This window comes from Neobacillus rhizophilus, assembly GCF_018343535.1.
Classification (GTDB): domain Bacteria; phylum Bacillota; class Bacilli; order Bacillales; family Cytobacillaceae; genus Neobacillus; species Neobacillus rhizophilus.
This window is the reverse complement of sequence record NZ_JAGYPF010000009.1, coordinates 41,590-66,844: the sequence shown is the minus strand read 5'-3', so window position 1 is coordinate 66,844 and position 25,255 is coordinate 41,590. Positions and strand designations below refer to the sequence as shown.

At 43.0% G+C, this 25,255-nt stretch carries 25 protein-coding genes, 2 rRNA genes and 2 other annotated features; all 27 genes read left to right on the top strand.

Annotated elements, in window-relative coordinates; genetic code table 11:
- Positions 1-122, top strand: a 23S ribosomal RNA gene (locus KHA99_RS29805); the annotation flags it as partial.
- A gap of 86 nt (positions 123-208) precedes the next feature.
- Positions 209-325, top strand: a 5S ribosomal RNA gene (gene rrf, locus KHA99_RS29800).
- A gap of 242 nt (positions 326-567) precedes the next feature.
- Positions 568-1,029: a CtsR family transcriptional regulator gene (locus tag KHA99_RS29795; RefSeq protein ID WP_213121113.1), complete on the top strand. Its 462-nt coding sequence runs from the start codon at positions 568-570 to the stop codon at positions 1,027-1,029.
- A 24-nt stretch (positions 1,030-1,053) separates the two neighbouring features.
- A complete protein-coding gene (mcsA, locus tag KHA99_RS29790) occupies positions 1,054-1,602 on the top strand; it encodes a protein-arginine kinase activator protein McsA (RefSeq protein ID WP_213121112.1) in 549 nt (182 codons plus the stop codon).
- Positions 1,603-1,604: 2 nt separating this feature from the next.
- Positions 1,605-2,687 (top strand): protein-arginine kinase McsB, encoded by a 1,083-nt coding sequence (mcsB, locus tag KHA99_RS29785; RefSeq protein ID WP_213121111.1) that lies wholly within the window; start codon positions 1,605-1,607, stop codon positions 2,685-2,687.
- A 4-nt stretch (positions 2,688-2,691) separates the two neighbouring features.
- Positions 2,692-5,136 carry an ATP-dependent Clp protease ATP-binding subunit gene (gene clpC, locus KHA99_RS29780; protein WP_213121110.1) on the top strand — a complete coding sequence of 815 codons (2,445 nt, stop codon included), beginning with the start codon at positions 2,692-2,694 and terminating at the stop codon, positions 5,134-5,136.
- Between the two features lie 108 nt (positions 5,137-5,244).
- The gene (gene radA, locus KHA99_RS29775; RefSeq protein ID WP_213121109.1) at positions 5,245-6,627 is read left to right on the top strand and encodes a DNA repair protein RadA; all 1,383 of its coding nucleotides are present in this window, start codon (positions 5,245-5,247) and stop codon (positions 6,625-6,627) included.
- Between the two features lie 3 nt (positions 6,628-6,630).
- Entirely contained in the window at positions 6,631-7,704 is a 1,074-nt protein-coding gene (gene disA / locus KHA99_RS29770; RefSeq protein WP_213121108.1) for a DNA integrity scanning diadenylate cyclase DisA, read from the top strand.
- Positions 7,705-7,898: 194 nt separating this feature from the next.
- On the top strand, positions 7,899-8,987 hold the full coding sequence (locus tag KHA99_RS29765; protein ID WP_213121107.1) for a PIN/TRAM domain-containing protein: 1,089 nt from the start codon (positions 7,899-7,901) through the stop codon (positions 8,985-8,987).
- Between the two features lie 18 nt (positions 8,988-9,005).
- Positions 9,006-9,704: a 2-C-methyl-D-erythritol 4-phosphate cytidylyltransferase gene (gene ispD, locus KHA99_RS29760; protein WP_213121106.1), complete on the top strand. Its 699-nt coding sequence runs from the start codon at positions 9,006-9,008 to the stop codon at positions 9,702-9,704.
- Positions 9,705-9,799: 95 nt separating this feature from the next.
- Complete coding sequence (gene ispF, locus KHA99_RS29755) at positions 9,800-10,282, top strand: 2-C-methyl-D-erythritol 2,4-cyclodiphosphate synthase (RefSeq protein ID WP_213121105.1); 483 nt, start codon at positions 9,800-9,802, stop codon at positions 10,280-10,282.
- Between the two features lie 73 nt (positions 10,283-10,355).
- A complete protein-coding gene (gene gltX, locus KHA99_RS29750) occupies positions 10,356-11,816 on the top strand; it encodes a glutamate--tRNA ligase (RefSeq protein WP_213121104.1) in 1,461 nt (486 codons plus the stop codon).
- 43 nt (positions 11,817-11,859) lie between these two features.
- Positions 11,860-12,122, top strand: a binding site (T-box leader).
- Between the two features lie 61 nt (positions 12,123-12,183).
- Positions 12,184-12,852 carry a serine O-acetyltransferase gene (cysE, locus tag KHA99_RS29745; RefSeq protein WP_213121103.1) on the top strand — a complete coding sequence of 223 codons (669 nt, stop codon included), beginning with the start codon at positions 12,184-12,186 and terminating at the stop codon, positions 12,850-12,852.
- Entirely contained in the window at positions 12,833-14,230 is a 1,398-nt protein-coding gene (gene cysS, locus KHA99_RS29740; protein WP_213121102.1) for a cysteine--tRNA ligase, read from the top strand. The genes cysE and cysS overlap by 20 nt, the downstream gene beginning before the upstream one ends.
- A 5-nt stretch (positions 14,231-14,235) precedes the next feature.
- Positions 14,236-14,661, top strand: a complete 426-nt coding sequence (locus KHA99_RS29735; protein ID WP_213121101.1) for a Mini-ribonuclease 3 — start codon at positions 14,236-14,238, stop codon at positions 14,659-14,661.
- A complete protein-coding gene (gene rlmB / locus KHA99_RS29730; protein WP_213121100.1) occupies positions 14,658-15,407 on the top strand; it encodes a 23S rRNA (guanosine(2251)-2'-O)-methyltransferase RlmB in 750 nt (249 codons plus the stop codon). The genes KHA99_RS29735 and rlmB overlap by 4 nt, the downstream gene beginning before the upstream one ends.
- A 3-nt stretch (positions 15,408-15,410) precedes the next feature.
- Complete coding sequence (locus KHA99_RS29725) at positions 15,411-15,920, top strand: NYN domain-containing protein (RefSeq protein WP_213121099.1); 510 nt, start codon at positions 15,411-15,413, stop codon at positions 15,918-15,920.
- Positions 15,921-15,991: 71 nt separating this feature from the next.
- Positions 15,992-16,642 (top strand): RNA polymerase sporulation sigma factor SigH, encoded by a 651-nt coding sequence (gene sigH / locus KHA99_RS29720; RefSeq protein WP_213121098.1) that lies wholly within the window; start codon positions 15,992-15,994, stop codon positions 16,640-16,642.
- 113 nt (positions 16,643-16,755) lie between these two features.
- Entirely contained in the window at positions 16,756-16,902 is a 147-nt protein-coding gene (gene rpmG, locus KHA99_RS29715) for a 50S ribosomal protein L33 (protein ID WP_213121097.1), read from the top strand.
- A gap of 49 nt (positions 16,903-16,951) precedes the next feature.
- Positions 16,952-17,134 carry a preprotein translocase subunit SecE gene (gene secE, locus KHA99_RS29710; protein WP_213121096.1) on the top strand — a complete coding sequence of 61 codons (183 nt, stop codon included), beginning with the start codon at positions 16,952-16,954 and terminating at the stop codon, positions 17,132-17,134.
- A gap of 135 nt (positions 17,135-17,269) precedes the next feature.
- Entirely contained in the window at positions 17,270-17,803 is a 534-nt protein-coding gene (gene nusG, locus KHA99_RS29705; protein ID WP_213121095.1) for a transcription termination/antitermination protein NusG, read from the top strand.
- A 403-nt stretch (positions 17,804-18,206) separates the two neighbouring features.
- The gene (gene rplK / locus KHA99_RS29700) at positions 18,207-18,632 is read left to right on the top strand and encodes a 50S ribosomal protein L11 (protein ID WP_042453928.1); all 426 of its coding nucleotides are present in this window, start codon (positions 18,207-18,209) and stop codon (positions 18,630-18,632) included.
- Between the two features lie 114 nt (positions 18,633-18,746).
- The gene (rplA, locus tag KHA99_RS29695) at positions 18,747-19,445 is read left to right on the top strand and encodes a 50S ribosomal protein L1 (protein ID WP_213121094.1); all 699 of its coding nucleotides are present in this window, start codon (positions 18,747-18,749) and stop codon (positions 19,443-19,445) included.
- Between the two features lie 62 nt (positions 19,446-19,507).
- Positions 19,508-19,652, top strand: a sequence feature (ribosomal protein L10 leader region).
- Positions 19,653-19,685: 33 nt separating this feature from the next.
- Positions 19,686-20,186 (top strand): 50S ribosomal protein L10, encoded by a 501-nt coding sequence (gene rplJ / locus KHA99_RS29690; protein ID WP_213121093.1) that lies wholly within the window; start codon positions 19,686-19,688, stop codon positions 20,184-20,186.
- A gap of 55 nt (positions 20,187-20,241) precedes the next feature.
- Positions 20,242-20,604 carry a 50S ribosomal protein L7/L12 gene (gene rplL, locus KHA99_RS29685; RefSeq protein WP_213121092.1) on the top strand — a complete coding sequence of 121 codons (363 nt, stop codon included), beginning with the start codon at positions 20,242-20,244 and terminating at the stop codon, positions 20,602-20,604.
- Between the two features lie 110 nt (positions 20,605-20,714).
- A complete protein-coding gene (locus tag KHA99_RS29680) occupies positions 20,715-21,323 on the top strand; it encodes a class I SAM-dependent methyltransferase (RefSeq protein WP_213121091.1) in 609 nt (202 codons plus the stop codon).
- A 245-nt stretch (positions 21,324-21,568) separates the two neighbouring features.
- Positions 21,569-25,129, top strand: a complete 3,561-nt coding sequence (gene rpoB / locus KHA99_RS29675; RefSeq protein WP_213121090.1) for a DNA-directed RNA polymerase subunit beta — start codon at positions 21,569-21,571, stop codon at positions 25,127-25,129.
- The last annotated feature ends 126 nt before the right edge of the window (positions 25,130-25,255 follow it).

Below are 25,255 nucleotides of genomic sequence, written 5' to 3'. Positions count from 1 at the left end.
TGAGATTTCCCATAGCGTCAAGCTAGTAAGATCCCTGAAAGATGATCAGGTTGATAGGTCAGAGGTGGAAGCGCGGTGACGTGTGGAGCTGACTGATACTAATCGATCGAGGACTTAACCAAGTCATATTAAGCAAGGCGAACTCGTTTTTACTAAACTTCTTCTGCATTATCTAGTTTTGAGGGAATGAAACCTCTAATTCAATAGGTCCGGTAGCAATGGCGAGAAGGTCACACCCGTTCCCATCCCGAACACGGAAGTTAAGCTTCTCAGCGCCGATGGTAGTTGGGACGCAAGTCCCTGTGAGAGTAGGACGCTGCCGAGCAACAAAAAAGACAACCTGAAAATGGTTGTCTTTTTGTGTTGTAAAGCGCGTGTGATGCACAAGAACCGTCCCCATGCATCACAATCCTTCAAATTTATTAGTTTTTTCCCATCAATAACAGGTTTCGCAACCGCGAGATTTGGAGAAAATCATATAATAGTGAATCGTTGCATCTGGAAATAAAATTGAGTATAATTAATGTCAAATATAGTCAAAGTCAGATGGTGCAAGGGGGTGGGAAGATGAGAAACATCTCCGATATTATCGAGAAATATCTGAAGCAGGTTTTGGATATGAGTGAAGAGGATATCGTGGAAATCAAACGCAGCGAGGTAGCTGATAAATTTCAATGTGTTCCTTCACAAATCAACTATGTCATTAACACCCGATTCACGATTGAACGGGGGTATCTCGTGGAAAGCAAACGGGGCGGGGGCGGATATATCCGGATTATTAAGGTGCAGTCTCATGATTCGGCCCAATTGATTGACCATTTGCTGTCACTTATTCATAGCCGTTGCAGTCAGGCAAGTGCTGAGGATGTGATTGGCCGGCTTATTCAGGAAGAGATTATTACAAAGAGAGAGGCTAAAATCATGTTAAGCGTAATTGATCGGTCTGTTTTGTATATTGATCTTCCATACCGGGATGAATTAAGAGCAAGAATGTTAAAGGCAATGTTAACATCTTTGAAATATAAATAAATAATATAGCCAGAGGGTGAAAGTATGATTTGCCAAGAATGTAATCAAAGGCCTGCGGCACTCCATTTTACAAAAATTATTAATGGTGAAAAGACGGAAGTGCACCTTTGTGAAAAGTGCGCTCAGGAAAAGGGCGATATGTTTATTTTTAATGGTGAATCAGGGTTTTCTTTTAATAATTTATTAGCAGGTTTATTAAATTTCGACCCGGCATTTCAACAGCCAACCGAGAGCCCGTTTCAACAGGCGGAAATCCTGCAATGCCACCATTGTTCCATGACATTTCCACAGTTTTTGAAAGTAGGACGCTTCGGCTGCTCCTACTGCTACGAGACCTTTAAAGAACAATTAAAACCTGTTCTAAGGCGGCTTCATGGCGGGAATTGGACTCATAACGGGAAAATCCCAAAAAGAATTGGCGGGGGCATTTATCTCCGCAAGCAAATTGACGAACTGAAAAGCTCGTTAAAAGAATCTATTATCCATGAAGAATTTGAAAAAGCCGCAACCATCCGCGATGAAATCCGTCAGCTGGAGAAAAAGTTAGCGGCTGGTCATGAGGGAGGGGAATAACGGTGTCGCTCGAACGTTTTTTAAATCAAGCGGTCAGCTCCTGGATGAGTGAGGAAGGGCCTGAATCCGATATTGTCCTCAGCTCGAGAATTCGCTTGGCTCGAAACTTGGATGCATATAAATTCCCAACTCTTTTTTCACATGAGGAAGCAAAACAGGTTATTAATGAGCTGGAGGGCATTTTGGAAACTTCTAGCCTCCGGAACTTTGGGCATATTGAATTGCTGAAAATAGATGAGATGCAGCCGCTGCAAAAGAGGGTCTTGGTAGAAAAACACTTAATCAGCCCGCAACTGGCAGAGGATTCACCATATGGTGCCGTTTTATTATCCGAAAATGAAGAAGTTAGTATAATGATTAATGAAGAGGATCATATTCGGATTCAATGCCTATTTCCTGGGCTGCAGCTAAAAGAAGCATTAGATGCTGCCAACGAAATAGACGATTGGCTTGAAAGACATCTCCAATATGCTTTTGATGAAAAATACGGTTATTTAACAAGCTGTCCAACAAATGTCGGAACTGGTCTTCGGGCATCGGTGATGATGCATTTGCCGGGTTTAATTTTAACGCAACAGATTAACCGGATTATTCCAGCCATCAATCAATTAGGGTTTGTGGTTCGAGGAATTTACGGTGAAGGAAGTGAAGCGCTAGGAAATATTTTCCAAATTTCCAATCAAATTACCCTTGGAAAATCTGAAGAAGACATGTGCCGCGATTTAATGGGTGTTGTCAGCCAGTTAATTTCACAGGAAAGGTCGGCACGTGAAGCATTACGAAAAACTTCGAACATACAATTAGAAGACAGGGTGTTCAGGTCCCTAGGGGTCCTAACCAACAGCCGGATTATTGAAACGAAGGAAGCTGCAAAATGTTTATCGGATGTTCGTCTTGGAATAGATATGGGATATATAAATTATGTATCAAAGAACATCTTAAATGAATTGATGATTTTAACGCAGCCTGGTTTTCTTCAGCAATATGCTGGAGGACCATTAAGACCGCATGAAAGAGACATAAGGCGGGCGGCATTAATTCGGGAACGTTTTATAATGGAATCTAAAAATATTGGTGAGGAGTGATAGTATGATGTTCGGCCGTTTTACTGAAAGAGCACAAAAGGTTCTAGCTTTAGCACAGGAAGAAGCGATTCGTCTTGGGCATAACAACATTGGAACTGAGCATATTTTATTGGGATTAATCCGCGAAGGTGAAGGGATTGCAGCTAAAGCTCTTTATGGCCTTGGATTAGGCTCAGATAAGATTCAAAAAGAAGTGGAAAATTTAATTGGCAAAGGGCAGGAAGCCTCACAGATTATTCACTACACTCCGAGAGCCAAAAAAGTTATTGAACTTTCAATGGATGAAGCGCGCAAACTAGGACATTCCTATGTCGGGACAGAGCATATTCTGCTTGGACTGATCCGTGAGGGAGAAGGGGTGGCTGCCCGCGTCCTTAATAACCTAGGGGTAAGCTTGAATAAAGCGCGCCAGCAAGTACTGCAATTATTAGGCAGTAATGAGAGTGGCGGGCAGCATGGCGGTGCATCCGTCAGTGCCAATACGCCGACACTTGACAGCTTAGCAAGAGATCTAACAGCCATCGCCAGGGAAGGCAGCCTTGACCCAGTGATTGGCCGCAGCAAGGAAATTCAGCGCGTGATCGAAGTGCTGAGCCGTCGGACTAAAAACAACCCGGTATTGATTGGTGAGCCAGGGGTTGGTAAAACAGCCATTGCGGAAGGCCTTGCCCAGCAGATTGTCAATAATGAGGTGCCAGAGATCCTTCGCGATAAGCGTGTTATGACACTTGATATGGGGACGGTAGTTGCCGGAACGAAGTATCGCGGCGAGTTTGAAGACCGTCTGAAAAAAGTAATGGATGAAATCCGCCAAGCCGGAAATATCATCCTGTTCATTGATGAATTGCACACATTAATCGGTGCCGGCGGTGCAGAAGGTGCCATTGACGCTTCCAATATTTTAAAACCATCGCTTGCCCGCGGCGAGCTGCAATGTATCGGGGCGACAACCCTTGATGAATATCGCAAATATATTGAGAAGGATGCTGCCTTAGAGCGCCGCTTCCAGCCGATTCGGGTGGATGAACCGACTGCGGAAGAATCCGTTCAAATTTTAGAAGGGCTGCGTGACCGCTATGAGGCCCACCATCGTGTTTCCATTACCGATGAGGCGATTGAAGCAGCGGTAAAGCTTTCCGACCGATATATCTCAGACCGTTTCCTGCCAGATAAAGCGATTGATTTAATCGACGAAGCAGGGTCGAAGGTTCGCCTCCGTTCTTACACCACACCGCCAAACTTAAAAGAGTTGGAAGTGAAGCTTGAGGAAGTGCGGAAGGAGAAAGATGCAGCCGTGCAAAGCCAGGAATTCGAAAAGGCGGCATCATTAAGAGATTCAGAGCAGCGCCTGCGTGAGCAACTTGAAGAAACGAAGAAAAGCTGGAAGGAAAAGCAGGGCAAAGAAAATAGTCAAGTAACAGTTGAAGATATTGCTAGCGTTGTTTCCAGCTGGACTGGAATTCCGGTCTCCAAACTTGCAGAAACAGAAACGGCAAGACTGCTTAACTTAGAAGAAATCTTGCATTCCCGCGTGATTGGCCAAGAAGAGGCAGTCTTGGCTGTGTCCAAAGCGGTCCGCCGTGCGAGAGCAGGATTAAAAGATCCAAAGCGGCCGATTGGCTCCTTTATCTTCCTTGGCCCAACTGGGGTGGGGAAAACAGAATTAGCCCGTGCCCTTGCTGAAGCAATGTTTGGCGATGAGGATGCGATGATCCGTATCGATATGTCAGAATATATGGAGAAGCATTCGACATCCCGCCTTGTTGGTTCTCCTCCAGGATATGTAGGATATGAGGAGGGCGGACAATTAACCGAGAAAGTCCGCAGAAAGCCATATTCAGTTATCCTCCTTGATGAGATTGAAAAGGCGCATCCAGATGTGTTTAATATCCTTCTTCAGGTATTGGAAGATGGACGCTTAACTGACTCGAAGGGAAGAACAGTCGATTTCCGGAATACGGTTTTAATTATGACTTCTAACGTTGGTGCGGAAGCCCTGAAGCGGAATAAGTATGTTGGCTTTAATATTCAGGATTCTGCCGCTCAGGACTACAAGGACATGAAGGGCAAAGTCATGGAAGAACTGAAGAAAGCATTCCGTCCTGAATTCCTGAACCGGATTGATGAAATTATCGTCTTCCATGCGCTTGAGAAAAAGCATCTGGAGGAAATTGTCACCCTATTATCTGATCAGTTAATTAAGCGATTAAAGGAACAAAATATTGATATTGAATTAACACCTGCGGCAAAAGGGAAAATTTCCGAAGAAGGCTATGACCCTGAGTATGGGGCAAGACCACTTAAACGGGCTATTCAAAAACATATTGAAGACCGCCTGTCCGAAGAGCTGCTAAAGGGAAATTTATTGACTGGCCAGCTTGCTATTATTGACGTCGAGAATGGTGAATTTGTTGTCAGGTCAGCTGAGCACACGAGCTTGGCAAAATAATCATGTAAGATGAAACAACTAAGGGAGGTACACGTAAATAATGTAAAATCGTGTACCTCTTTTTCCATGTAAGGGAACGTCTTTTTCGCACAGAGAGGAAGAGCAAGAATGGTAAAGCGAAAAACAAAATTCATGTGTCAGGACTGTGGATATGAGTCACCAAAATGGATGGGAAAATGCCCAGGGTGTGGCGGCTGGAATCGAATGGTCGAAGAAGTAGAGGTTACCGGGACGCAAAGACGGGGAGCATTTGCCCATTCTCAGGGCGGTTCAGGCATTCTTTCTAAACCAGTTCCGATCACTTCGATTGAAACGGTCAGCGAGCCGAGAATCCATACTGATTTAAAGGAATTGAACCGCGTTCTTGGCGGCGGAGTCGTTAAGGGGTCATTGGTGTTAATTGGCGGCGACCCGGGCATCGGAAAATCAACGCTCCTTCTGCAAGTATCTTCACAGCTAGCAAAAAAAGATCATCAGGTATTGTACATATCCGGTGAGGAATCCTTACGGCAAACCAAGCTTCGGGCGGAACGATTGAACATCGCCTCGCCAAATTTAATGGTATATGCGGAGACAAACCTTGAGGAAATTAACAGGACCATTGAAAGCACTAATCCAAGCTTTGTCATTATCGATTCCATCCAGACGGTTTACCACCCGGAGGTTACCTCAGCACCCGGTAGTGTTTCTCAGGTTCGCGAATGTACGGCCGAATTAATGAGAATTGGCAAAACGAAAGGGATTGCTATCTTTATTGTCGGGCATGTTACAAAAGAAGGGTCGATTGCCGGTCCTAGGCTGCTCGAGCATATGGTGGATACGGTCCTTTATTTTGAGGGTGAAAGACACCATACCTACCGAATTTTACGTGCTGTAAAAAACCGCTTTGGATCTACAAATGAAATGGGAATATTTGAAATGAAGGAATTTGGTCTTGAAGAAGTCGAAAATCCATCGGAAATATTTTTGGAGGAGCGCTCTAGAGGTGCGGCAGGATCGACTGTTGTCGCTTCGATGGAAGGAACCCGCCCTGTTCTTGTGGAAATCCAAGCACTTATTTCGCCCACCAGCTTTGGGAACCCGAGAAGGATGGCAACAGGGATTGACCACAACCGGGTACCGCTCTTAATGGCTGTTCTAGAGAAGCGGGTCGGAATGCTTCTCGCCAATCAAGATGCCTATTTAAAGGTAGCCGGCGGAGTGAAATTGGATGAACCGGCAATTGATTTGGCGATTGCCGTAAGCATTGCTTCGAGTTTTAGGGACAAACCAACAAGGCCGACAGATTGTATTATTGGGGAGGTCGGCTTAACGGGAGAAGTCAGACGAGTTTCAAGAATCGAGCAGCGTGTTCAGGAGGCTGCCAAAATGGGATTTGAGCGGGTTATCCTGCCGGCTAATAATCTTAGTGGCTGGAATGGGCCAATAGGTGTAGAACTCATCGGTGTTTCGTCGGTCAGCGAGGCGCTGAAGGTGGCTTTGGGAGGGTAGCGGATGGACAATAAAAGATCAGGGGAACTATCCATTCATGATGTAGTACAGTTAATTGCACCGGGTACCCCTATTCGAGAAGGACTTGATAATGTTTTACGGGCCAATACCGGCGGCTTGATTGTAATTGGCTATAACGAAAAAGTAAAAGCGATTGTCGACGGGGGATTTGAAATTAATTGTTCCTTTTCACCAAGCTTTTTATATGAATTGGCGAAAATGGACGGGGCAATAATCTTAAATGAAACCGGAAATAAAATTTTGATTGCTAACGCCCAACTTGCCCCAGATACTGATATTGCCTCTACGGAAACGGGGATGCGGCACAGAACAGCCGAACGGGTAGCCAAGCAGACAAAAGCGCTTGTGATTGCAATTTCCCAGAGAAGAAATGTTATTACTTTGTATCAGGGGAATTTTCGTTATGCCCTCAAAGACATAGCTGTCATTTTAACAAAGGCGAATCAGGCCATTCAAACACTGGAAAAATATAAATCCGTCCTGGAACAAAGCATTACCAATTTAAGTATTTTAGAATTTGAGGATTCTGTTACGTATAATGATTTTCTGCTTGTCCTCCACCGCTTCGAAATGGTCTTAAAGATTAAAAATGAACTACTTGGTTTCCTGTATGAACTGGGGACTGAAGGCCGGCTGATTCGGCTGCAGATGAATGAAATATTGACAGAACTGGAAGAAGAAATGATGCTGATTATGAAGGATTATGCGTTTAATAGAGATGTAAAACCAAACGAAGTCCTGCAGCGGATGCAGACTATGACGTCGAGCGGGACCATAGACGACATAGTTTTGTTAAGGCTATTGGGGTACCTCGGCTATGTGCACCTCGATGAATACCGCAATCCGTGTGGATACCGGATTCTTAATAAAATCCCCAGGCTTCCTGCTGTCATCATCGAAAATCTTATCAATAACTTTGGTAATCTGACAAATATTCTTAATGCAACAGTTGAAGACCTTGATGACGTGGAGGGCATAGGGGAAATACGTGCGAATAAAATCAAAGAGGGCTTCAAATTAATTAGAGAGCGATTATATACGGATCGACATCTATAAAACTATTGAAATAATCTAAAAGGCTATGTTAAAATAAATGTTTTTCATTTATTTGACACTCCTATTTTTCGATGCTACCCTAGATTTTAACGTAACAAATTTGTTTCAAAATCAATACAATTTGGAAAAATAATCTTACTTGCAACGTTTCAATTTTCCTATTGTGTTTATAATGAAAAAGAGGAGGTGAAGGAATGTTAAAACGAATTGTGCAGGCGTGCTTTCTCATTACAGGGGGAACGCTTGGAATTTTGTTTTTGCCGCAATTACTTGTTCTACTTCATCTAAATGATAGCCAACTTATCAATAATTCCTATGTCACTGCTATTTTAGGTGCTATTATTTTTTATCTTATAACCTTTTGGGCAGTAGATTACGTTATTAATTTTATTAAATGGGCGGAAGATTCATTAGTAAAGATTCCTGTTACAGATGTTTTATTTGGAAGTATTGGTCTAATATTTGGCTTGTTGGTTGCCTTCTTGATCGGCTTTGCCCTAAATGCCGTACAAGTACCAATCTTAAATGAAGTGGCCCCGATTCTATTGACCTTGTTATTTGGGTATTTAGGATTCCAGGTGGGATTTAAAAAACGCGATGAACTTCTCGGTTTGTTTGGCCGAGGCAGCGGCAAGAAAAAGGCCTCTGAAGAGGAAACCGATAAGGCAGAATTTAAATCTTTAAAAATATTGGATACAAGCGTCATTATTGATGGACGCGTAGCTGATATTTGCCAAACGGGATTCTTGGATGGGACGATTGTCATTCCCCAATTTGTGCTTGAGGAATTGCAGCATATTGCGGACTCTTCTGACGTGTTGAAACGCAATCGCGGCAGACGAGGATTGGATATCTTAAATAGAATCCAAAAGGAGCTGGCTGTAAAGGTAGAGATTTACGAGGGAGATTTTGAAGAAATTCAGGAAGTCGACTCGAAGCTCGTTAAGCTGGCGAAAATAACGAACGGAATTCTTGTGACGAATGATTTTAACTTAAATAAGGTTTGTGAATTGCAAAATGTCTCCGTTTTGAATATCAATGACCTGGCAAATGCTGTGAAGCCTGTCGTTCTTCCAGGAGAGGAATTAACTGTTCAAGTAATCAAGGATGGTAAAGAATATCATCAAGGTGTTGCCTATTTGGATGATGGGACGATGATTGTCGTGGAAGAAGGAAGAGAATATATCGGCAAACGAATTGATGTCCTCGTAACGAGCGTCCTGCAGACATCTGCCGGCAGAATGATTTTTGCCAAACCGAAACTTTTAGAAAAAGCATTATAAAAAAGGATTGTGTTATATATGACTTACAAAGTCATTCTCCCTGCCGCCGGTTCTGGAAAACGAATGGGGGCGGGGAAAAACAAGCTTTTGCTTGAACTTGAAGGTGTGCCAATCCTCATTCATACACTTAAAGTTTTTGCGGATGATGAGGATTGCGAGACCATTATTTTAGCGGTAAATCCGCAGGATGAAAAAGAATTCACGGATTTAATCAATAAACATCATATTGAAAAGTCCGTCAGTATGGTTCCAGGCGGTTCTGAACGCCAGCACAGCATTTATAATGCGTTAAAAACCATCAAAACCGATGGAATAATTCTTGTTCATGATGCCGCCAGACCGTTTATCAAAAAAGAGCATATCCTCCGTTTAACGGGAGTAACAGAGGAGGCGGGTGCTGCCATTATTGGCGTGCCTGCAAAAGATACGATGAAAAAAGTCATGGGCGGTACTGTAACAGAGACTGTGGAACGTTCAAGCTTGTGGGCAGTGCATACCCCGCAGGCTTTTCGCATTTCCCTCCTCCATGAGGCCTATGAAAAAGCAGAAATAGACAGCTTTCTCGGCACTGATGATGCCAGTTTGGTAGAAAGATTGGGACATCCAGTGGCGATGGTGGAAGGCGATTATGATAATATCAAAATTACAACACCAGAGGATTTATTTTTTGCAGAAGCGATTTTAAAAAAGAGAAATATAAAAGCGGAAGCGCCTTGACCAGGGGTGACAGGCAGAAGACAAGCCTTCTTGACGGATTGGCTTCTGACCCCGAGCCCCTAGGCGCTGTAGCTGGATAAAAAGGAGTTTGAATTATGTTTCGAATTGGTCAGGGCTTTGATGTTCATCAATTAACCGAGGGACGCCCTCTGATTATTGGTGGTATCACTATTCCGTATGAAAAAGGGCTGATGGGGCATTCCGATGCCGACGTATTATTACATACCGTCTCCGATGCCTGTTTAGGGGCAATTGGCGAAGGTGACATCGGAAGGCATTTTCCTGATACCGATCCAAACTTTAAGGACGCTGATTCGGCCAAGCTGATGGAGCATGTCTGGGGAATCGTGAAAGAAAAAGGTTATGAGCTTGTTAATGCTGATTGTACAATCATTGCCCAAAAACCAAAGATGGCTCCCTATATTGGCGAGATGCAGGCGCGGATTGCCGAGCTTCTCGAGGCATCTCCGGAGCAGGTCAATGTGAAAGCGACCACAACCGAAAAGCTCGGGTTTCCTGGAAGAGGTGAAGGGATTGCGGCCCAGGCGGTTGTTTTGTTAAAAAAGGTTGGGGTTTAGACTTTATTGAGGTTCTGCCAAGTGATAAAATATATCGGTATGAGAACCAAATGGAAAAAGTGGAGGCATTATGATGTCAAATGATATTAGAGTAAGGTACGCTCCAAGTCCAACCGGACATTTACATATCGGGAATGCCCGTACGGCACTGTTTAATTATTTGTTTGCCCGCAATAAAGGCGGCAAGTTTATTATCCGAATTGAGGATACCGATAAGAAACGTAATATTGAAGGCGGCGAGCAAAGCCAATTAAAATATTTAAAATGGCTTGGAATGGACTGGGATGAAAGTGTCGATGTCGGCGGTGAATACGGTCCGTACCGCCAATCGGAAAGAAACGATATTTATGAAACCTACTATAAGCAGCTTTTAGAGAATGGAAAGGCTTATAAATGCTACTGTACAGAAGCGGAATTGGAGAAAGAACGGGAAGAGCAAATTGCCCGTGGTGAAACCGCCCATTACTCCGGTAAGTGCCGGCATTTAACTCCGGAAGACCGTTCCCGTTTGGAGGCAGAAGGCCGCAAGCCAAGCATCCGCATTATTGTTCCGGAAGGGGAGACGTATACCTTTGATGACATGGTTAAAGGAACCGTATCCTTTGAATCAGATACGATTGGCGGAGACTGGGTAATGGTTAAAAAGGATGGAACGCCAACCTATAACTTTGCGGTTGCCATCGATGATCATCTCATGGAAATCTCGCATGTTCTGCGCGGTGATGACCATATCTCCAATACGCCAAAGCAATTGGTGGTATATCAGGCATTGGGCTGGGAGCCGCCAATTTTCGGACATATGACACTAATTGTGAATGAAAGCCGTAAGAAATTAAGCAAGCGGGACGAGTCCATCATTCAATTTATCGAGCAATATGAGGAATTAGGATATCTGCCAGAAGCATTATTTAACTTTATTGCTTTGCTCGGCTGGTCGCCTGCAGGGGAAGAGGAGATTTTCGCGAAAGAAGAATTTATTCAAATCTTTGATGCGCAGCGACTGTCCAAATCACCGGCATTATTTGATAAACAAAAGCTTGCCTGGATGAACAATCAATATATGAAAAAAGTAGAGCTAGAGCGGGTAGTGGAACTTTCCCTGCCGCATCTATTCAAGGCCGGCCGTGTCAGCGAGAACCTGTCAGAGGAAGAACAACAATGGGTCCACACTTTGGTTTCTCTCCTTCAGGAAAAAATGAGCTTTGGCGCGGAAATCGTCGAGCTTTCGGATATGTTCTTTAAGGATGAGGCAGACTATGAGGAAGAAGCGAAGGAAGTACTCGCAGGCATTCAAGTTCCTGAAGTGTTAAAGGCTTTTGCACAGGAGCTTGATCAGCTTGCTAGCTTCCAGGCAGAAGGCATTCAGGCCGCGATGAAGGCTGTCCAAAAATCAACAGGTCAAAAGGGGAAAAACCTGTTTATGCCAATACGAGCAGCTGTTACCGGGCAAACCCATGGACCAGATTTGCCAAAATCGATTGAACTTTTAGGCCGCGAGAAAGTTCAAAATAGAATTAAGCAAATTATTAGTTAACATTCAAGAAAAAATGTAATATAGTATAAGTATTATAAAACGAGCTAAAGCTTTGATGAGGAAAAGTAGAAAAATGATGCTTGAAAGAGAGAACCATCACCGGCTGAAAGTGGTTTAAGCCGCTCATTTTTTGAAAATGCACCTCTGAGCCCCGCTTCGAAACAGATTGCCTCTGGAGTAGATTTGGGCGGAACCTTTCCGTTAACAGGTAGAGTGAGGCCATATAAAATGCGCACACAGTTTCTGTGTTAGTATTCATTGTGACCTAATCAGAGTGGAACCACGTTAAAATCAAGCGTCTCTGTCTTTATGACAGAGGCGTTTTTTATTTTATAAAAAGGGGTATAAAACAAAGGGGGGAATATCAATGTTCAAAACATTGAAGGAGGATATTGATGTAATATTTGACCAGGATCCGGCAGCAAGAAGCTATTTGGAAGTAATTCTAACTTATTCAGGTCTGCATGCCATTTGGGCTCACCGCTTGGCGCATGGGTTCTATAAGAGAAAATTGTTTTTCATTGCTCGAGTTATTTCACAAGTAAGCCGCTTCTTCACAGGAATTGAAATTCATCCAGGGGCAAAAATAGGCAGGAGATTTTTTATCGACCATGGAATGGGTGTTGTTGTTGGGGAAACCTGTGAAATTGGCGATAATGTTACGATTTATCAAGGGGTCACACTAGGCGGTACAGGGAAAGAAAAAGGAAAGCGTCATCCGACTATTAAGGATAATGTTCTCATCTCCACTGGTGCCAAGGTTTTAGGCTCGATTACCATCGGCGAAAATTCCAAAATCGGCGGCGGATCGGTAGTTTTAAAGGAAGTTCCGCCAAACTCCACGGTCGTGGGAATTCCGGGAAGAGTTGTCATGAAGGACGGCATTCGTGTTGGTAAAGATTTAAACCACTCCGACTTGCCAGACCCGGTTGCGGATCGCTTTAAAGATTTGCAAATGGAACTGGATCATATGAAAAAGGAACTGGCAGAATTAAAAGAGGAAAGGACAAAAGTCAATGGCCATTCAACTGTATAATACACTTACCCGCAAGAAAGAGAACTTTGTACCGCTTGAAGAAGGCAAGGTCAAAATGTATGTTTGCGGGCCAACTGTCTATAATTATATCCATATCGGAAATGCGCGCCCGGCAATTGTATTTGATACGGTCCGCCGTTATTTAGAATACCGCGGTTACGACGTCAAATATGTATCCAACTTTACGGATGTCGATGATAAATTGATCCGCGCTGCTAATCAGCTCGGAGAAGATGTTCCAACGATTGCGAATCGGTTTATCGAGGCCTATTTTGAAGATGTTTTGGCACTAGGCTGCAAAAAGGCAGATGTCCATCCGCGTGTCATGGAAAACATGGATATCATTATCGACTTTATCAGCCAATTAATTAAGAAGGGCTACGCCTATGAGTCTGAGGGGGATGTTTATTACCGGACGCGCCACTTTGAGGAGTACGGCAAGCTTTCCCACCAGCCAATTGATGAACTGCAGGCAGGGGCTAGAATTGAAGTAGGCGAGAAAAAAGAAGATAACCTGGACTTTGCTTTATGGAAAGCAGCCAAGGAAGGGGAAATTTTTTGGGAGAGCCCGTGGGGTCCGGGAAGACCGGGCTGGCATATCGAATGCTCAGCGATGGCGAAAAAATATCTTGGTGAGACCATTGATATCCACGCTGGCGGACAGGATTTAACCTTCCCGCACCATGAAAATGAAATTGCCCAATCCGAGGCATTAAGCGGAAAAACCTTTTCCCGTTATTGGATGCATAATGGCTATATTAATATTGATAATGAAAAAATGTCAAAGTCACTTGGCAACTTTGTGCTGGTCCATGACATTATTAAGCAAATAAATCCGCAGGTGTTGCGATTCTTTATGCTGTCCGTTCACTATCGCAATCCAATCAATTACAGTCAGGAGCTATTGGAGAGCACAACGGCAGCCCTTGAGCGGTTAACCACCTCCTATCAAAATTTAAAACACCGCCGTGAGAAAAGCGCAAACTTGACGGAAAATAATCAAGAGTGGCTTGATAAAATCAGCAGACACCGCGATGAATTCATCGAAGCGATGGACGATGATTTTAATACAGCCAAGGCCATTTCAGTTTTATTTGAGTTATCGAAACTGGCAAATTATTACCTCATGGAAAAAAATACAGCGGTAGAAGTCATTGATGCGTTTACAGCGCAATTCGAAGAGCTGTTTGCTGTTCTTGGTCTAACTTTTGAACAAGAAGAGTTACTGGATGAAGAAATTGATGCCCTAATTGAACAGCGGATTCAGGCCAGAAAGGACCGTAACTTCCAATTAGCTGACCAAATTCGTGACCAGTTAAAGGAAATGAATATCATTTTAGAGGATACCCCACAAGGTACAAGGTGGAAAAGAGGCTAATTTAAATGCTTGATTACGATAAAACAGTCGATGCCAGCCAATTGAATAGTCTCGCACTTGCTTACATGGGTGACGCTGTTTATGAAACATATGTAAGGCGTCACCTCTTGTTCAGCGGGCGAGTCCGGCCTCATCAGCTGCACAGAGAAGGGACGAGGTATGTTTCTGCAAAAGCACAATGCCAGATTCTTTTTCAAATGATGGATGAAGGGCTTTTGCTAGAGGAGGAGATGGCGGTTGTTATGCGCGGCAGAAATGCGAAATCAGGAACTGTCCCGAAAAATACCGATGTTCAAACCTACCGATATAGCACTGCCTTTGAAGCCTTAATCGGCTATTTATATTTAACAGGAAGGAAGGACCGCTTAGAAGAACTCGTCCGTCAGTCGTTTTTCTATGTGGAAAATAAGAAAGGAGGAACGCCAACATGAATCAGGAACTAGAATACATCGTAGGTAAAAATCCGGTGATTGAGGCGCTAAAATCAAAACGGGATATCAATAAAATTTTAATTGCAGAAGGGTCACAGCGCGGGCAAATGCAGCAGATTACCCAATTGGCCAAAGAAGGAAATGTCCTCGTGCAATTTGTCCCAAAGAAAAAAATTGACCAGATTAGTGACCAGAACCATCAGGGTGTCCTTGCCTATGTCGCAGCCTATCAGTATGCCGAATTGGATGATTTGTTTGCGGCAGCGGAAAAGAAAAACGAGCCTCCTTTCTTTTTACTGCTGGATGAGATTGAGGATCCTCATAACCTCGGCTCGATTATGAGAACTGCGGATGCAGTCGGAGCGCACGGAATCATTATTCCAAAGCGAAGGGCGGTTGGCTTAACGGCAACAGTCGCCAAAGCTTCGACAGGCGCCATTGAATATATACCGGTTGTCCGGGTAACAAACATGGCGCGTACTATTGATGAACTAAAGGAACGGGGAGTCTGGATTGCCGGGACAGATGCGAAGGGAAAACAGGATTACCGGCAAATGGACGGAACGCTTCCGCTTGGCCTTGTGATTGGCAGCGAAGGAAAAGGAATGGGGCGGTTAATCCGTGATAAGTGTGATTTTCTCATTCATCTGCCAATGGCGGGTCATGTTACATCCTTAAATGCTTCTGTTGCGGCGGCACTGCTGATGTATGAGGTATACCGGAAACGGCACACTTTAGAGGGATAGTATATGGATATCCTGCTAGTCGATGGCTATAACATTATCGGGGCGTGGCCGGAGCTTAAAGCATTAAAGGACCGGGACCTTCCGGCAGCAAGGGACCGATTGGTGGAAAAAATGGCCGAATACCAGGCCTTTTCCGGCTTTCGGGTAATCGTTGTCTTTGATGCCCATTATGTAAAAGGAACGGAAAAAAAGTATAAAAATCACATGGTCGAAGTCATTTTTACGAAGGAAAATGAATCAGCGGATGAACGGATTGAAAAAATGGCGATCAGCCTGAGTAATCGAAGAACACAAGTTCACGTGGCCACTTCTGATTTTACAGAGCAATGGCAAATTTTTGGACAGGGTGCTTTAAGAAAATCTGCCCGTGAATTAGAAATAGAAATGTCTTCCATTGAAAAAGGCATTGAGAAAAAGGTAAAAAAAATTCAAGAGAAAAAACCTTTCTACAAAATACCGATTAGCGAGGAAATGGCAGAAATTTTTGAAAAATGGCGTCGAGGACAGAAGTGAGCTCTCGACTTCAAAATTTTTCTAATGTATAATAATACTATCTATGCTTGTTCGGTGGAGGGGATCTTAAGTTGAGTGCGGACTTCGGGACAAATGTTAACGAGCAGTTTTTCGTAATGGAAGACGAGGAAATTGTCGATTTGGTTCACCAAGGCGACAGCGAAGCATTGGATTTTTTAATCCATAAGTATCGAAATTTTGTACGTGCGAAAGCAAGATCCTATTTTTTAATTGGCGCGGATAAGGAAGATATTGTTCAAGAAGGAATGATTGGTCTGTATAAGGCGATTCGCGATTTTAGGGAGGACAAGCTGACCTCCTTTAAAGCATTCGCCGAATTATGCATTACACGGCAAATCATCACAGCCATCAAAACGGCAACAAGGCAGAAGCATATTCCGTTAAATTCCTATGTTTCTTTGGACAAGCCTATTTACGATGAAGAATCAGACCGAACGTTGATGGATGTATTATCGGGTGCAAAGGTTCTCGACCCGGAAGAGCTAATCATTAACCAGGAAGAGTTTGACCATATAGAAGTAAAAATGACGGAATTACTAAGTGATTTAGAACGAAAGGTATTGGCCCTGTATTTGGACGGGCAATCGTACCAGGAAATTTCTGAAGAACTTAACCGTCATGTGAAATCGATCGATAATGCCCTGCAGCGTGTAAAAAGAAAGCTAGAGCGGTACCTGGAGTTTCGTGAATTTTCACTATAAAGTTTGTATGCGCTCCCAGAATTATGTCAGTTCATTGAATCTCCTGTCGAATGTTATTGACAATAAATAGGTGTCATGTTACATTTTTAAGGATATATTGAGGGTGTCTAAGAATGAGTAAAAAGAGAGTTCTTGCCTGCACAGTCTGCGGCTCAAGAAATTATTCCACTGTCAGTAAGGATACACAAACTGAGAGATTGGAATTAAATAAATATTGTAAAACCTGTGGTGAGCATACTGTCCATCGTGAAACGAAATAAAAGATTAACATTCTAGCATTGCTATTTACGATAGTTGGGGGTTTACTAAATGTCTCGCATAAAGAATTTCTTCAGTGACGTAGTTCGTGAAATGAGAAAGGTCAGCTGGCCAAAACGCGGAGAACTGACTCGCTCTACTGTTACCGTTATAACAACTGTTGCTTTTTTCGCCGTTTTCTTTGCTGTTTTAGATTTGGGAATTTCAAAATTGATTCGTTTAATTCTTGAATAATAACTTGTACTTCATGGTATAATGGAAAACACAAGGAATTTTTAGCAGAAAACCCGTCATTAGCGGGTTTTTTAATTTGCTCAAAAAAATAATTGAATTTAAATTAGGGAGGGACGGACGCACAAGTCCTCTTAAATGGAAAAGAATTGGTATGTTGTTCATACTTACTCAGGCTATGAGAATAAGGTAAAGGCTAATTTAGAAAAACGTGTGGAATCCATGGGCATGGCAGATAAAATCTTTCGTGTCGTAGTTCCGGAAGAAGAAGAAACAGAAATTAAAAACGGTAAGAAAAAGGTTGTCAAACGTAAGGTATTCCCTGGTTATGTGTTGGTTGAGCTAGTGATGACCGACGATTCTTGGTATGTCGTACGGAATACACCGGGTGTAACAGGGTTCGTTGGTTCTGCTGGATCAGGTTCAAAACCGACGCCGCTGCTTCCGGAAGAAGTGACCGGTTTGCTAAAACGTATGGGCGTAGAAGAAAAACGTGTTGACGTTAACTACGAAATCGGCGAAACCGTCAAAGTTAAAGAAGGCCCATTCGCCAACTTCACAGGAGTCGTCGAAGAAATGGACAAGGACAAAGCCAAACTTAAAGTACTAGTCAACATGTTCGGCCGCGACACCCCAGTAGAACTTGAATTCACACAAATTGATAAGCTTTAAATAAAAATAATAATAAAAAGTTGAAGATAGGTTTTCTCCCCTGTTGATTGGAGTGGAGGGCACGAAGACTCCTGCGGGAGTACGGTTCAGGGGAGACCCCGCAGGCGCGATAGCGCCGAGGAGGCTCCCCGAAACGCCCGCGGAAAGCGAAGTGCCCGGAGCTCCAATCAACAGCCCTTTTTCGGAGCAGTAAAAAGCCAATTTTAAAGAAATATTATCTGATATTGTAAAAAAACTTGAAATCAGTTTTAAAAAATGATAATATTTCATAGGTCAGTATGTCTAAGGAAAACTCCTTGGACAAGACTTTTGTCAAGCTCTTTGTATTCATATAAAGACTTCAGATGAGTGGGAGGGTTAATACCCTATTAACCACATCACGGACTTTAAGGAGGTGTGTCTCGTGGCTAAAAAAGTAATTAAAGTTGTTAAATTACAAATCCCTGCTGGTAAAGCAAACCCTGCGCCGCCAGTTGGTCCTGCACTAGGTCAAGCCGGTGTAAACATCATGGGATTCTGTAAGGAATTTAACGCTCGTACAGCAGATCAAGCTGGATTGATTATTCCTGTTGAAATCACGGTGTTTGAAGACCGTTCATTTACATTTATTACGAAAACTCCTCCTGCTGCCGTTCTTTTGAAAGTAGCAGCTGGAATCCAGTCTGGTTCAGGCCAGCCTAACCGTAATAAAGTAGCAACAGTAAAGCGTGATAAAGTACGCGAGATTGCGGAACAAAAAATGCCTGACCTAAACGCAGCTAGCGTTGAAGCAGCAATGCGCATGGTTGAAGGTACTGCACGCAGCATGGGTATCGTTATCGAAGACTAATCCATGTAAGTAACTGTTATGTTGTAATGAAGGGGTTGCGCAGTTTTAAAACACTCGCAACCTTTTTCGTGGGAGTTATACGACGTTAAAACCACAATTTAGGAGGAAATAAAAATGGCTAAAAAAGGTAAGAAGTACCTAGAAGCTGCAAAGCTTGTAGATCGCTCAAAAGCTTACCCAATTGCAGAAGCAATTGAACTTGCTAAGCAAACAAATTTTGCAAAATTCGATGCAACTCTTGAAGTTGCCTTCCGCTTAGGCGTAGATCCTAAGAAAGCTGACCAGCAAATCCGTGGAGCAGTTGTGCTTCCAAACGGAACTGGTAAAACTCAACGCGTATTAGTATTCGCGAAGGGTGAAAAAGTGAAAGAAGCAGAAGCAGCTGGCGCTGATTATGTTGGCGATGCAGAATACATCAACAAAATCCAACAAGGTTGGTTCGAGTTCGATGTAATCGTAGCAACACCTGACATGATGGGTGAAGTTGGTAAATTAGGTCGTACTTTAGGACCTAAAGGCTTAATGCCAAACCCTAAAACAGGCACAGTTACATTTGATGTAACAAAAGCAATCAATGAAATTAAAGCAGGTAAAGTTGAATACCGTGTTGACAAAGCTGGAAATATCCACGTGCCTATCGGTAAATCTTCTTTCGAAAACGAAAAGCTTGTTGAGAACTTCACTACTGTGTTCGAAACAATGTTAAAAGTAAAGCCATCTGCTGCTAAAGGTACTTACATGAAGAACGTAACTGTTACTTCAACAATGGGACCTGGAATCAAGGTAGATCCTTCTACTGTTGCAGCAAAATAAGGTAACTAATTTTACCAATTGACAATCGAAATTAGATTTTATATAATCAATTTTGTTGTTTAATATAACAAACATTTGTACCGTAGACAGCAGGGGCTTATGTGCTTAATAATCCTGCCGAGGTTATGCGATAAATTAAGCTATCTTTTTAGCTGATTATGCTGCCTCTATGTCTAATTTATGATATAGAGGCATTTTACTGACAGGTATAAATGTAGACATTCTACAGGAGGTGTTAAGATGAGCAGTGCAATCGAAGCTAAAAAACAGGTTGTCGAAGAAATTGCTGAAAAACTAAAAGCTAGCGTATCAACAATTGTTGTTGACTACCGTGGTCTTACAGTTGGTCAAGTGACTGAACTTCGTAAACAGCTTCGCGAAGCTGGCGTTGAGTTCAAGGTTTATAAAAACTCTATGACTCGCCGTGCGGCTGAAGAAGCAGGTCTTGCTGGCTTAAACGATGCATTAACAGGTCCTAACGCAATCGCGTTCAGTACTGAAGATGTAGTAGCACCAGCGAAAATCTTAAACGATTTTGCTAAAAAGAACGAAGCGTTAGAATTAAAAGCGGGTGTTATCGAAGGTAACGTCGCAACTGTTGAAGAGGTTAAAGCTCTTGCTGAACTTCCTTCACGCGAAGGCTTGCTTTCTATGTTACTCAGCGTGCTTCAAGCACCAATCCGCAACCTTGCTCTTGCAGCAAAAGCAGTTGCAGATCAAAAAGAAGAACAAGGCGCGTAAGTTAAAACTTATCGCTTAACCAATAACGGAATGAAAATTAAGGAGGAAAATTAAAATGACTAAAGAACAAATCATTGAAGCAGTTAAATCTATGACTGTTTTAGAACTTAACGATCTTGTAAAAGCAATCGAAGAAGAATTCGGCGTAACTGCTGCTGCTCCTGTAGCAATGGTTGGCGGCGCAGGTGCTGCTGCTGTTGAAGAGCAAACTGAGTTTGATGTAATCCTAGCTTCTGCTGGCGATCAAAAAATCAAAGTTATCAAAGTTGTTCGTGAAATCACTGGTCTTGGACTTAAAGAAGCAAAAGACCTTGTTGACAACACTCCAAAGCCTGTTAAAGAAGGCGTCTCTAAAGAAGAAGCTGAAGAAATCAAAGGCAAACTTGACGAAGTTGGAGCAAACGTTGAAGTTAAGTAATCTTAACGTTATAAAAAAGTCCGCTGCATAAGCGGGCTTTTTTTGGCTATCTTAAAAAAGGTCCTGGTACCTCATTGTCTTCTATCCTATATCCTCGGGAGGTGAGTCGTTTGACTGAACACTACTATTCTCGTACCCAAAAGGTTGAAAGTGACCCGAAATATTGGGACTTCACCTTAAAAAACCATCAATTTCGGTTTAAAACGGATAACGGAGTTTTTTCAAAAAGAGAGGTAGATTTTGGCTCACGTCTATTAATTGAATCTTTTACGATTCCGGAAATAAACGGTCCCATTCTAGATGTTGGCTGCGGATATGGCCCCATTGGTTTATCTATTGCAAAGGCCAACCCTGACCGGATTATTCATATGGTTGATGTGAATGAACGGGCTCTTGAATTGGCGGGGGAAAATGCCCTTCTCAACAAAATACAGAATGTAAAAATCTATGAAAGTGACCGGCTGCTTAGTGTAAAGGAAGATTCTTTTTCCGCTATTTTAACTAATCCCCCCATTCGTGCCGGGAAAAAGACTGTTCATGATATTTTTGAACAAGCTTATGAGCGTCTTGCGGTTGAAGGTGAATTATGGGTAGTCATTCAAAAGAAGCAGGGAGCTCCCTCAGCGATGGAGAAAATGAAAGAACTGTTTTCTAATGCTGAAGTAATTGACAAATCAAAAGGATATTTCATAATAAGGGCTAAAAAACAGTTGACTTGATATTGTCGTTGTGATAGCATTATAAAATGCCATCATAATATTTACCGAATTATTCCTATAAATACATTTTGTCAGTATAAAATAGGGATAAAAAGGAAATGATGACAAAATAATACTCAAAATGTGAAAATGTGGTTTTTGGGAAAAAACCCTTTTTCTTTTTGTCTTTTGGATAGGGCTTTAAAGCGCTGCTCAAAAGATGTGCATAGATTTTTAAATTACGCTTGATTTGAGGGGTGAATCAGTTGACAGGTCAACTAGTTCAGTATGGACGCCACCGGAAGCGGAGGAGTTACGCACGAATCAGTGAAGTTTTAGAGTTACCAAATCTTATTGAAATCCAAACCGCTTCTTATCAGTGGTTTCTTGATGAGGGATTGCGTGAAATGTTCCAGGATATTTCACCGATTGAAGATTTTACAGGTAACCTATCACTGGAATTTATTGATTACAGTCTTGGCGATCCAAAGTATTCTGTAGAAGAATCAAAAGAACGGGACGTTACATATTCTGCTCCATTGCGTGTCAAAGTACGTCTTGTAAACAAAGAAACAGGCGAAGTGAAGGATCAAGATGTATTCATGGGTGATTTTCCGTTAATGACGGAAACCGGCACGTTTGTTATTAATGGTGCAGAACGCGTTATTGTTTCGCAGCTGGTGCGCTCACCGAGCGTTTATTTCAGCGGAAAGACCGATAAAAACGGAAAAAAGGGCTACACAGCTACTGTCATTCCGAACCGCGGCGCATGGCTTGAATATGAAACAGATGCCAAGGATGTCGTATATGTCAGAATCGATCGTACTCGGAAACTGCCCGTTACGGTTCTTTTGCGTTCGCTTGGCTTCGGCTCTGATCAAGAAATTCTTGAATTGATTGGTGATAACGAATACCTCCGCAACACGCTTGAAAAAGATAATACGGAAGGTATTGATAAAGCGTTACTTGAGATTTACGAACGTCTTCGTCCAGGTGAACCTCCGACTGTTGAAAATGCGAAGAATTTATTAATTTCTCGTTTCTTTGATCCGAAACGATATGACCTGGCTAATGTAGGCCGATATAAAATTAATAAAAAGCTTCACATTAAAAACCGCCTTTTCAATCAGCGCTTGGCGGAAACGCTGGCAGACCCTGAAACAGGTGAAATTATTGCAGAAAAGGGAACTCTTTTGGACAGAAGAAACCTCGACAGGATCCTGCCTGCACTTGAGAAAAATGTCAATTTCAGAAGCTACAACCCTGTTGGTGGTGTGGTGGAAGAAGAAATCATTATGCAGGGCATCAAGATTTATGCTCCTGGCGATGAAAATGAAAAGGTTATTAATGTCTTAGGCAATGCCTATGTGGCAGAACCGATTAAAAATATCACTCCTGCCGATATTATTGCGTCAATCAGCTACTTCTTTGATTTGCTGCACGGAGTAGGCGATACAGATGATATCGACCATTTGGGGAACAGACGTCTTCGTTCTGTTGGTGAGCTTTTGCAGAACCAATTTCGAATTGGATTGTCCCGGATGGAGCGTGTTGTTCGTGAGAGAATGTCTATTCAAGACACAGCAACGATAACGCCGCAACAGTTAATCAATATTCGTCCAGTTATTGCTTCCATCAAAGAGTTCTTCGGAAGTTCACAGTTATCACAGTTCATGGATCAGACAAACCCGCTTGCGGAATTAACCCATAAGCGTCGTTTATCTGCGCTTGGACCAGGTGGTTTAACACGTGAACGTGCCGGTATGGAAGTTCGTGACGTTCACTACTCTCACTATGGCCGGATGTGTCCGATTGAAACACCGGAAGGTCCGAACATTGGCTTGATTAACTCATTATCAAGCTATGCAAAAGTTAATCGCTTTGGATTTATAGAAACACCTTACCGCCGTGTTGATCCTGATACAGGTAATGTGACAGACCGAATTGATTATTTAACAGCCGATGAAGAGGACAATTATGTTGTCGCTCAGGCGAATGCCCGTCTTGGTGATGATGGCTCCTTCCTTGATGAAGATGTTATTGCCCGCTTCCGTGGTGAGAACACGGTTGTTAGACGCGACCGGGTCGATTATATGGACGTATCACCAAAGCAGGTTGTTTCAGCTGCAACGGCATGTATTCCGTTCCTTGAAAATGACGACTCCAACCGTGCACTGATGGGTGCAAACATGCAGCGTCAGGCGGTCCCGTTAATGCAGCCTGAGGCGCCAAGAGTTGGTACCGGCATGGAATATGTCTCCGGAAAAGACTCCGGTGCAGCGGTTGTTTGTAAGCATGATGGTATTGTGGAACACGTTGAAGCCCGTCAGGTATGGGTGCGTCGTGTGAAAGAGATAGATGGTCAAGAGGTTAAAGGTGACCTCGATAAATACCGGATGTTGAAATTTATCCGTTCCAACCAAGGAACATGCTATAACCAGCGTCCGATTGTGGCTGTTGGCAACCGTGTCAAAAAAGGTGAAATTCTTGCTGATGGTCCATCTATGGAGCTTGGCGAATTAGCGTTAGGAAGAAACGTTCTTGTTGCATTCATAAATTGGGATGGATACAACTATGAAGATGCGATTATCATGAGTGAACGTCTTGTAAAAGACGATGTCTATACTTCTATTCATATCGAGGAATATGAATCTGAATCTCGTGATACAAAGCTTGGACCAGAGGAAATTACTCGTGATATTCCTAACGTTGGTGAAGATGCCCTTCGCAATCTTGATGAGCGCGGTATTATCCGCATTGGTGCAGAAGTAAAAGACGGAGACCTTTTAGTGGGTAAGGTTACACCAAAAGGGGTAACAGAATTGACCGCTGAAGAACGTCTCTTACATGCTATTTTCGGTGAAAAGGCTCGTGAAGTCCGTGATACTTCTCTTCGTGTTCCACACGGCGGAGGCGGTATTGTTCTGGATGTAAAAGTCTTTAACCGTGAAGATGGCGATGAACTGCCTCCAGGCGTTAATCAGTTAGTCCGTGTCTATATCGTTCAAAAGCGGAAAATCTCCGCAGGCGATAAAATGGCGGGACGCCACGGGAATAAAGGGGTTATCTCAAGAATTTTACCGGAAGAGGATATGCCATTCCTTCCAGATGGCACACCGGTTGATATTATGTTAAATCCATTAGGGGTACCTTCTCGGATGAATATCGGGCAGGTTCTTGAGCTTCACTTAGGTATGGCTGCCAGAGCTCTTGATATTCATGTTGCAACGCCAGTTTTTGACGGTGCACGTGAGGAAGATGTATGGGCAACGATTGAGGAAGCCGGCATGGCCCGCGATGCCAAAACGGTTCTTTATGACGGCCGTTCGGGTGAACCATTTGATAACCGTGTATCAGTCGGGGTCATGTATATGATCAAGCTTGCCCACATGGTTGACGATAAATTGCATGCACGTTCAACAGGTCCTTACTCACTTGTTACACAGCAGCCGCTTGGCGGTAAAGCCCAGTTTGGCGGACAGCGTTTCGGTGAGATGGAGGTATGGGCGCTTGAAGCATATGGTGCTGCATACACGCTGCAGGAAATTCTTACAGTTAAATCGGATGACGTGGTTGGCCGGGTAAAAACATATGAAGCCATTGTAAAAGGCGAAAATGTTCCAGAACCGGGCGTTCCTGAGTCATTTAAAGTATTAATCAAAGAACTTCAAAGTTTAGGTATGGATGTCAAAATCTTATCCGGTGATGAAGAAGAGATTGAAATGCGCGATATGGAAGATGAAGAGGACATACAACAAGTTGACACATTAAACATCGTTCCTGACGCACCAAGCTTTGAATCCGAAAAAGTAGGTTCAAAAGAGTAATCCATTCTTAGTTTAAGCGCACTTAAGAGAATAGCTCCTGCTGTGAACAAGCTATTGCTGTTCCTTGGTGCGCTTTTAAGCTTTTATATAAGGGTAAAACCTGGACATAAATAGGGAGGTAGGCCC

What these genes read in the sequence shown, in the direction of transcription:
- KHA99_RS29795 (WP_213121113.1), top strand. Translation starts at nt 568, where the DNA reads ATGAGAAACATCTCCGATATTATCGAGAAATATCTGAAGCAGGTTTTG.
- mcsA (WP_213121112.1), top strand. Translation starts at nt 1,054, where the DNA reads ATGATTTGCCAAGAATGTAATCAAAGGCCTGCGGCACTCCATTTTACA.
- clpC (WP_213121110.1), top strand. Translation starts at nt 2,692, where the DNA reads ATGATGTTCGGCCGTTTTACTGAAAGAGCACAAAAGGTTCTAGCTTTA.
- radA (WP_213121109.1), top strand. Translation starts at nt 5,245, where the DNA reads ATGGTAAAGCGAAAAACAAAATTCATGTGTCAGGACTGTGGATATGAG.
- disA (WP_213121108.1), top strand. Translation starts at nt 6,631, where the DNA reads ATGGACAATAAAAGATCAGGGGAACTATCCATTCATGATGTAGTACAG.
- KHA99_RS29765 (WP_213121107.1), top strand. Translation starts at nt 7,899, where the DNA reads ATGTTAAAACGAATTGTGCAGGCGTGCTTTCTCATTACAGGGGGAACG.
- ispD (WP_213121106.1), top strand. Translation starts at nt 9,006, where the DNA reads ATGACTTACAAAGTCATTCTCCCTGCCGCCGGTTCTGGAAAACGAATG.
- ispF (WP_213121105.1), top strand. Translation starts at nt 9,800, where the DNA reads ATGTTTCGAATTGGTCAGGGCTTTGATGTTCATCAATTAACCGAGGGA.
- gltX (WP_213121104.1), top strand. Translation starts at nt 10,356, where the DNA reads ATGTCAAATGATATTAGAGTAAGGTACGCTCCAAGTCCAACCGGACAT.
- cysE (WP_213121103.1), top strand. Translation starts at nt 12,184, where the DNA reads ATGTTCAAAACATTGAAGGAGGATATTGATGTAATATTTGACCAGGAT.
- cysS (WP_213121102.1), top strand. Translation starts at nt 12,833, where the DNA reads ATGGCCATTCAACTGTATAATACACTTACCCGCAAGAAAGAGAACTTT.
- KHA99_RS29735 (WP_213121101.1), top strand. Translation starts at nt 14,236, where the DNA reads ATGCTTGATTACGATAAAACAGTCGATGCCAGCCAATTGAATAGTCTC.
- rlmB (WP_213121100.1), top strand. Translation starts at nt 14,658, where the DNA reads ATGAATCAGGAACTAGAATACATCGTAGGTAAAAATCCGGTGATTGAG.
- KHA99_RS29725 (WP_213121099.1), top strand. Translation starts at nt 15,411, where the DNA reads ATGGATATCCTGCTAGTCGATGGCTATAACATTATCGGGGCGTGGCCG.
- rpmG (WP_213121097.1), top strand. Translation starts at nt 16,756, where the DNA reads ATGAGTAAAAAGAGAGTTCTTGCCTGCACAGTCTGCGGCTCAAGAAAT.
- secE (WP_213121096.1), top strand. Translation starts at nt 16,952, where the DNA reads ATGTCTCGCATAAAGAATTTCTTCAGTGACGTAGTTCGTGAAATGAGA.
- nusG (WP_213121095.1), top strand. Translation starts at nt 17,270, where the DNA reads ATGGAAAAGAATTGGTATGTTGTTCATACTTACTCAGGCTATGAGAAT.
- rplA (WP_213121094.1), top strand. Translation starts at nt 18,747, where the DNA reads ATGGCTAAAAAAGGTAAGAAGTACCTAGAAGCTGCAAAGCTTGTAGAT.
- rplJ (WP_213121093.1), top strand. Translation starts at nt 19,686, where the DNA reads ATGAGCAGTGCAATCGAAGCTAAAAAACAGGTTGTCGAAGAAATTGCT.
- rplL (WP_213121092.1), top strand. Translation starts at nt 20,242, where the DNA reads ATGACTAAAGAACAAATCATTGAAGCAGTTAAATCTATGACTGTTTTA.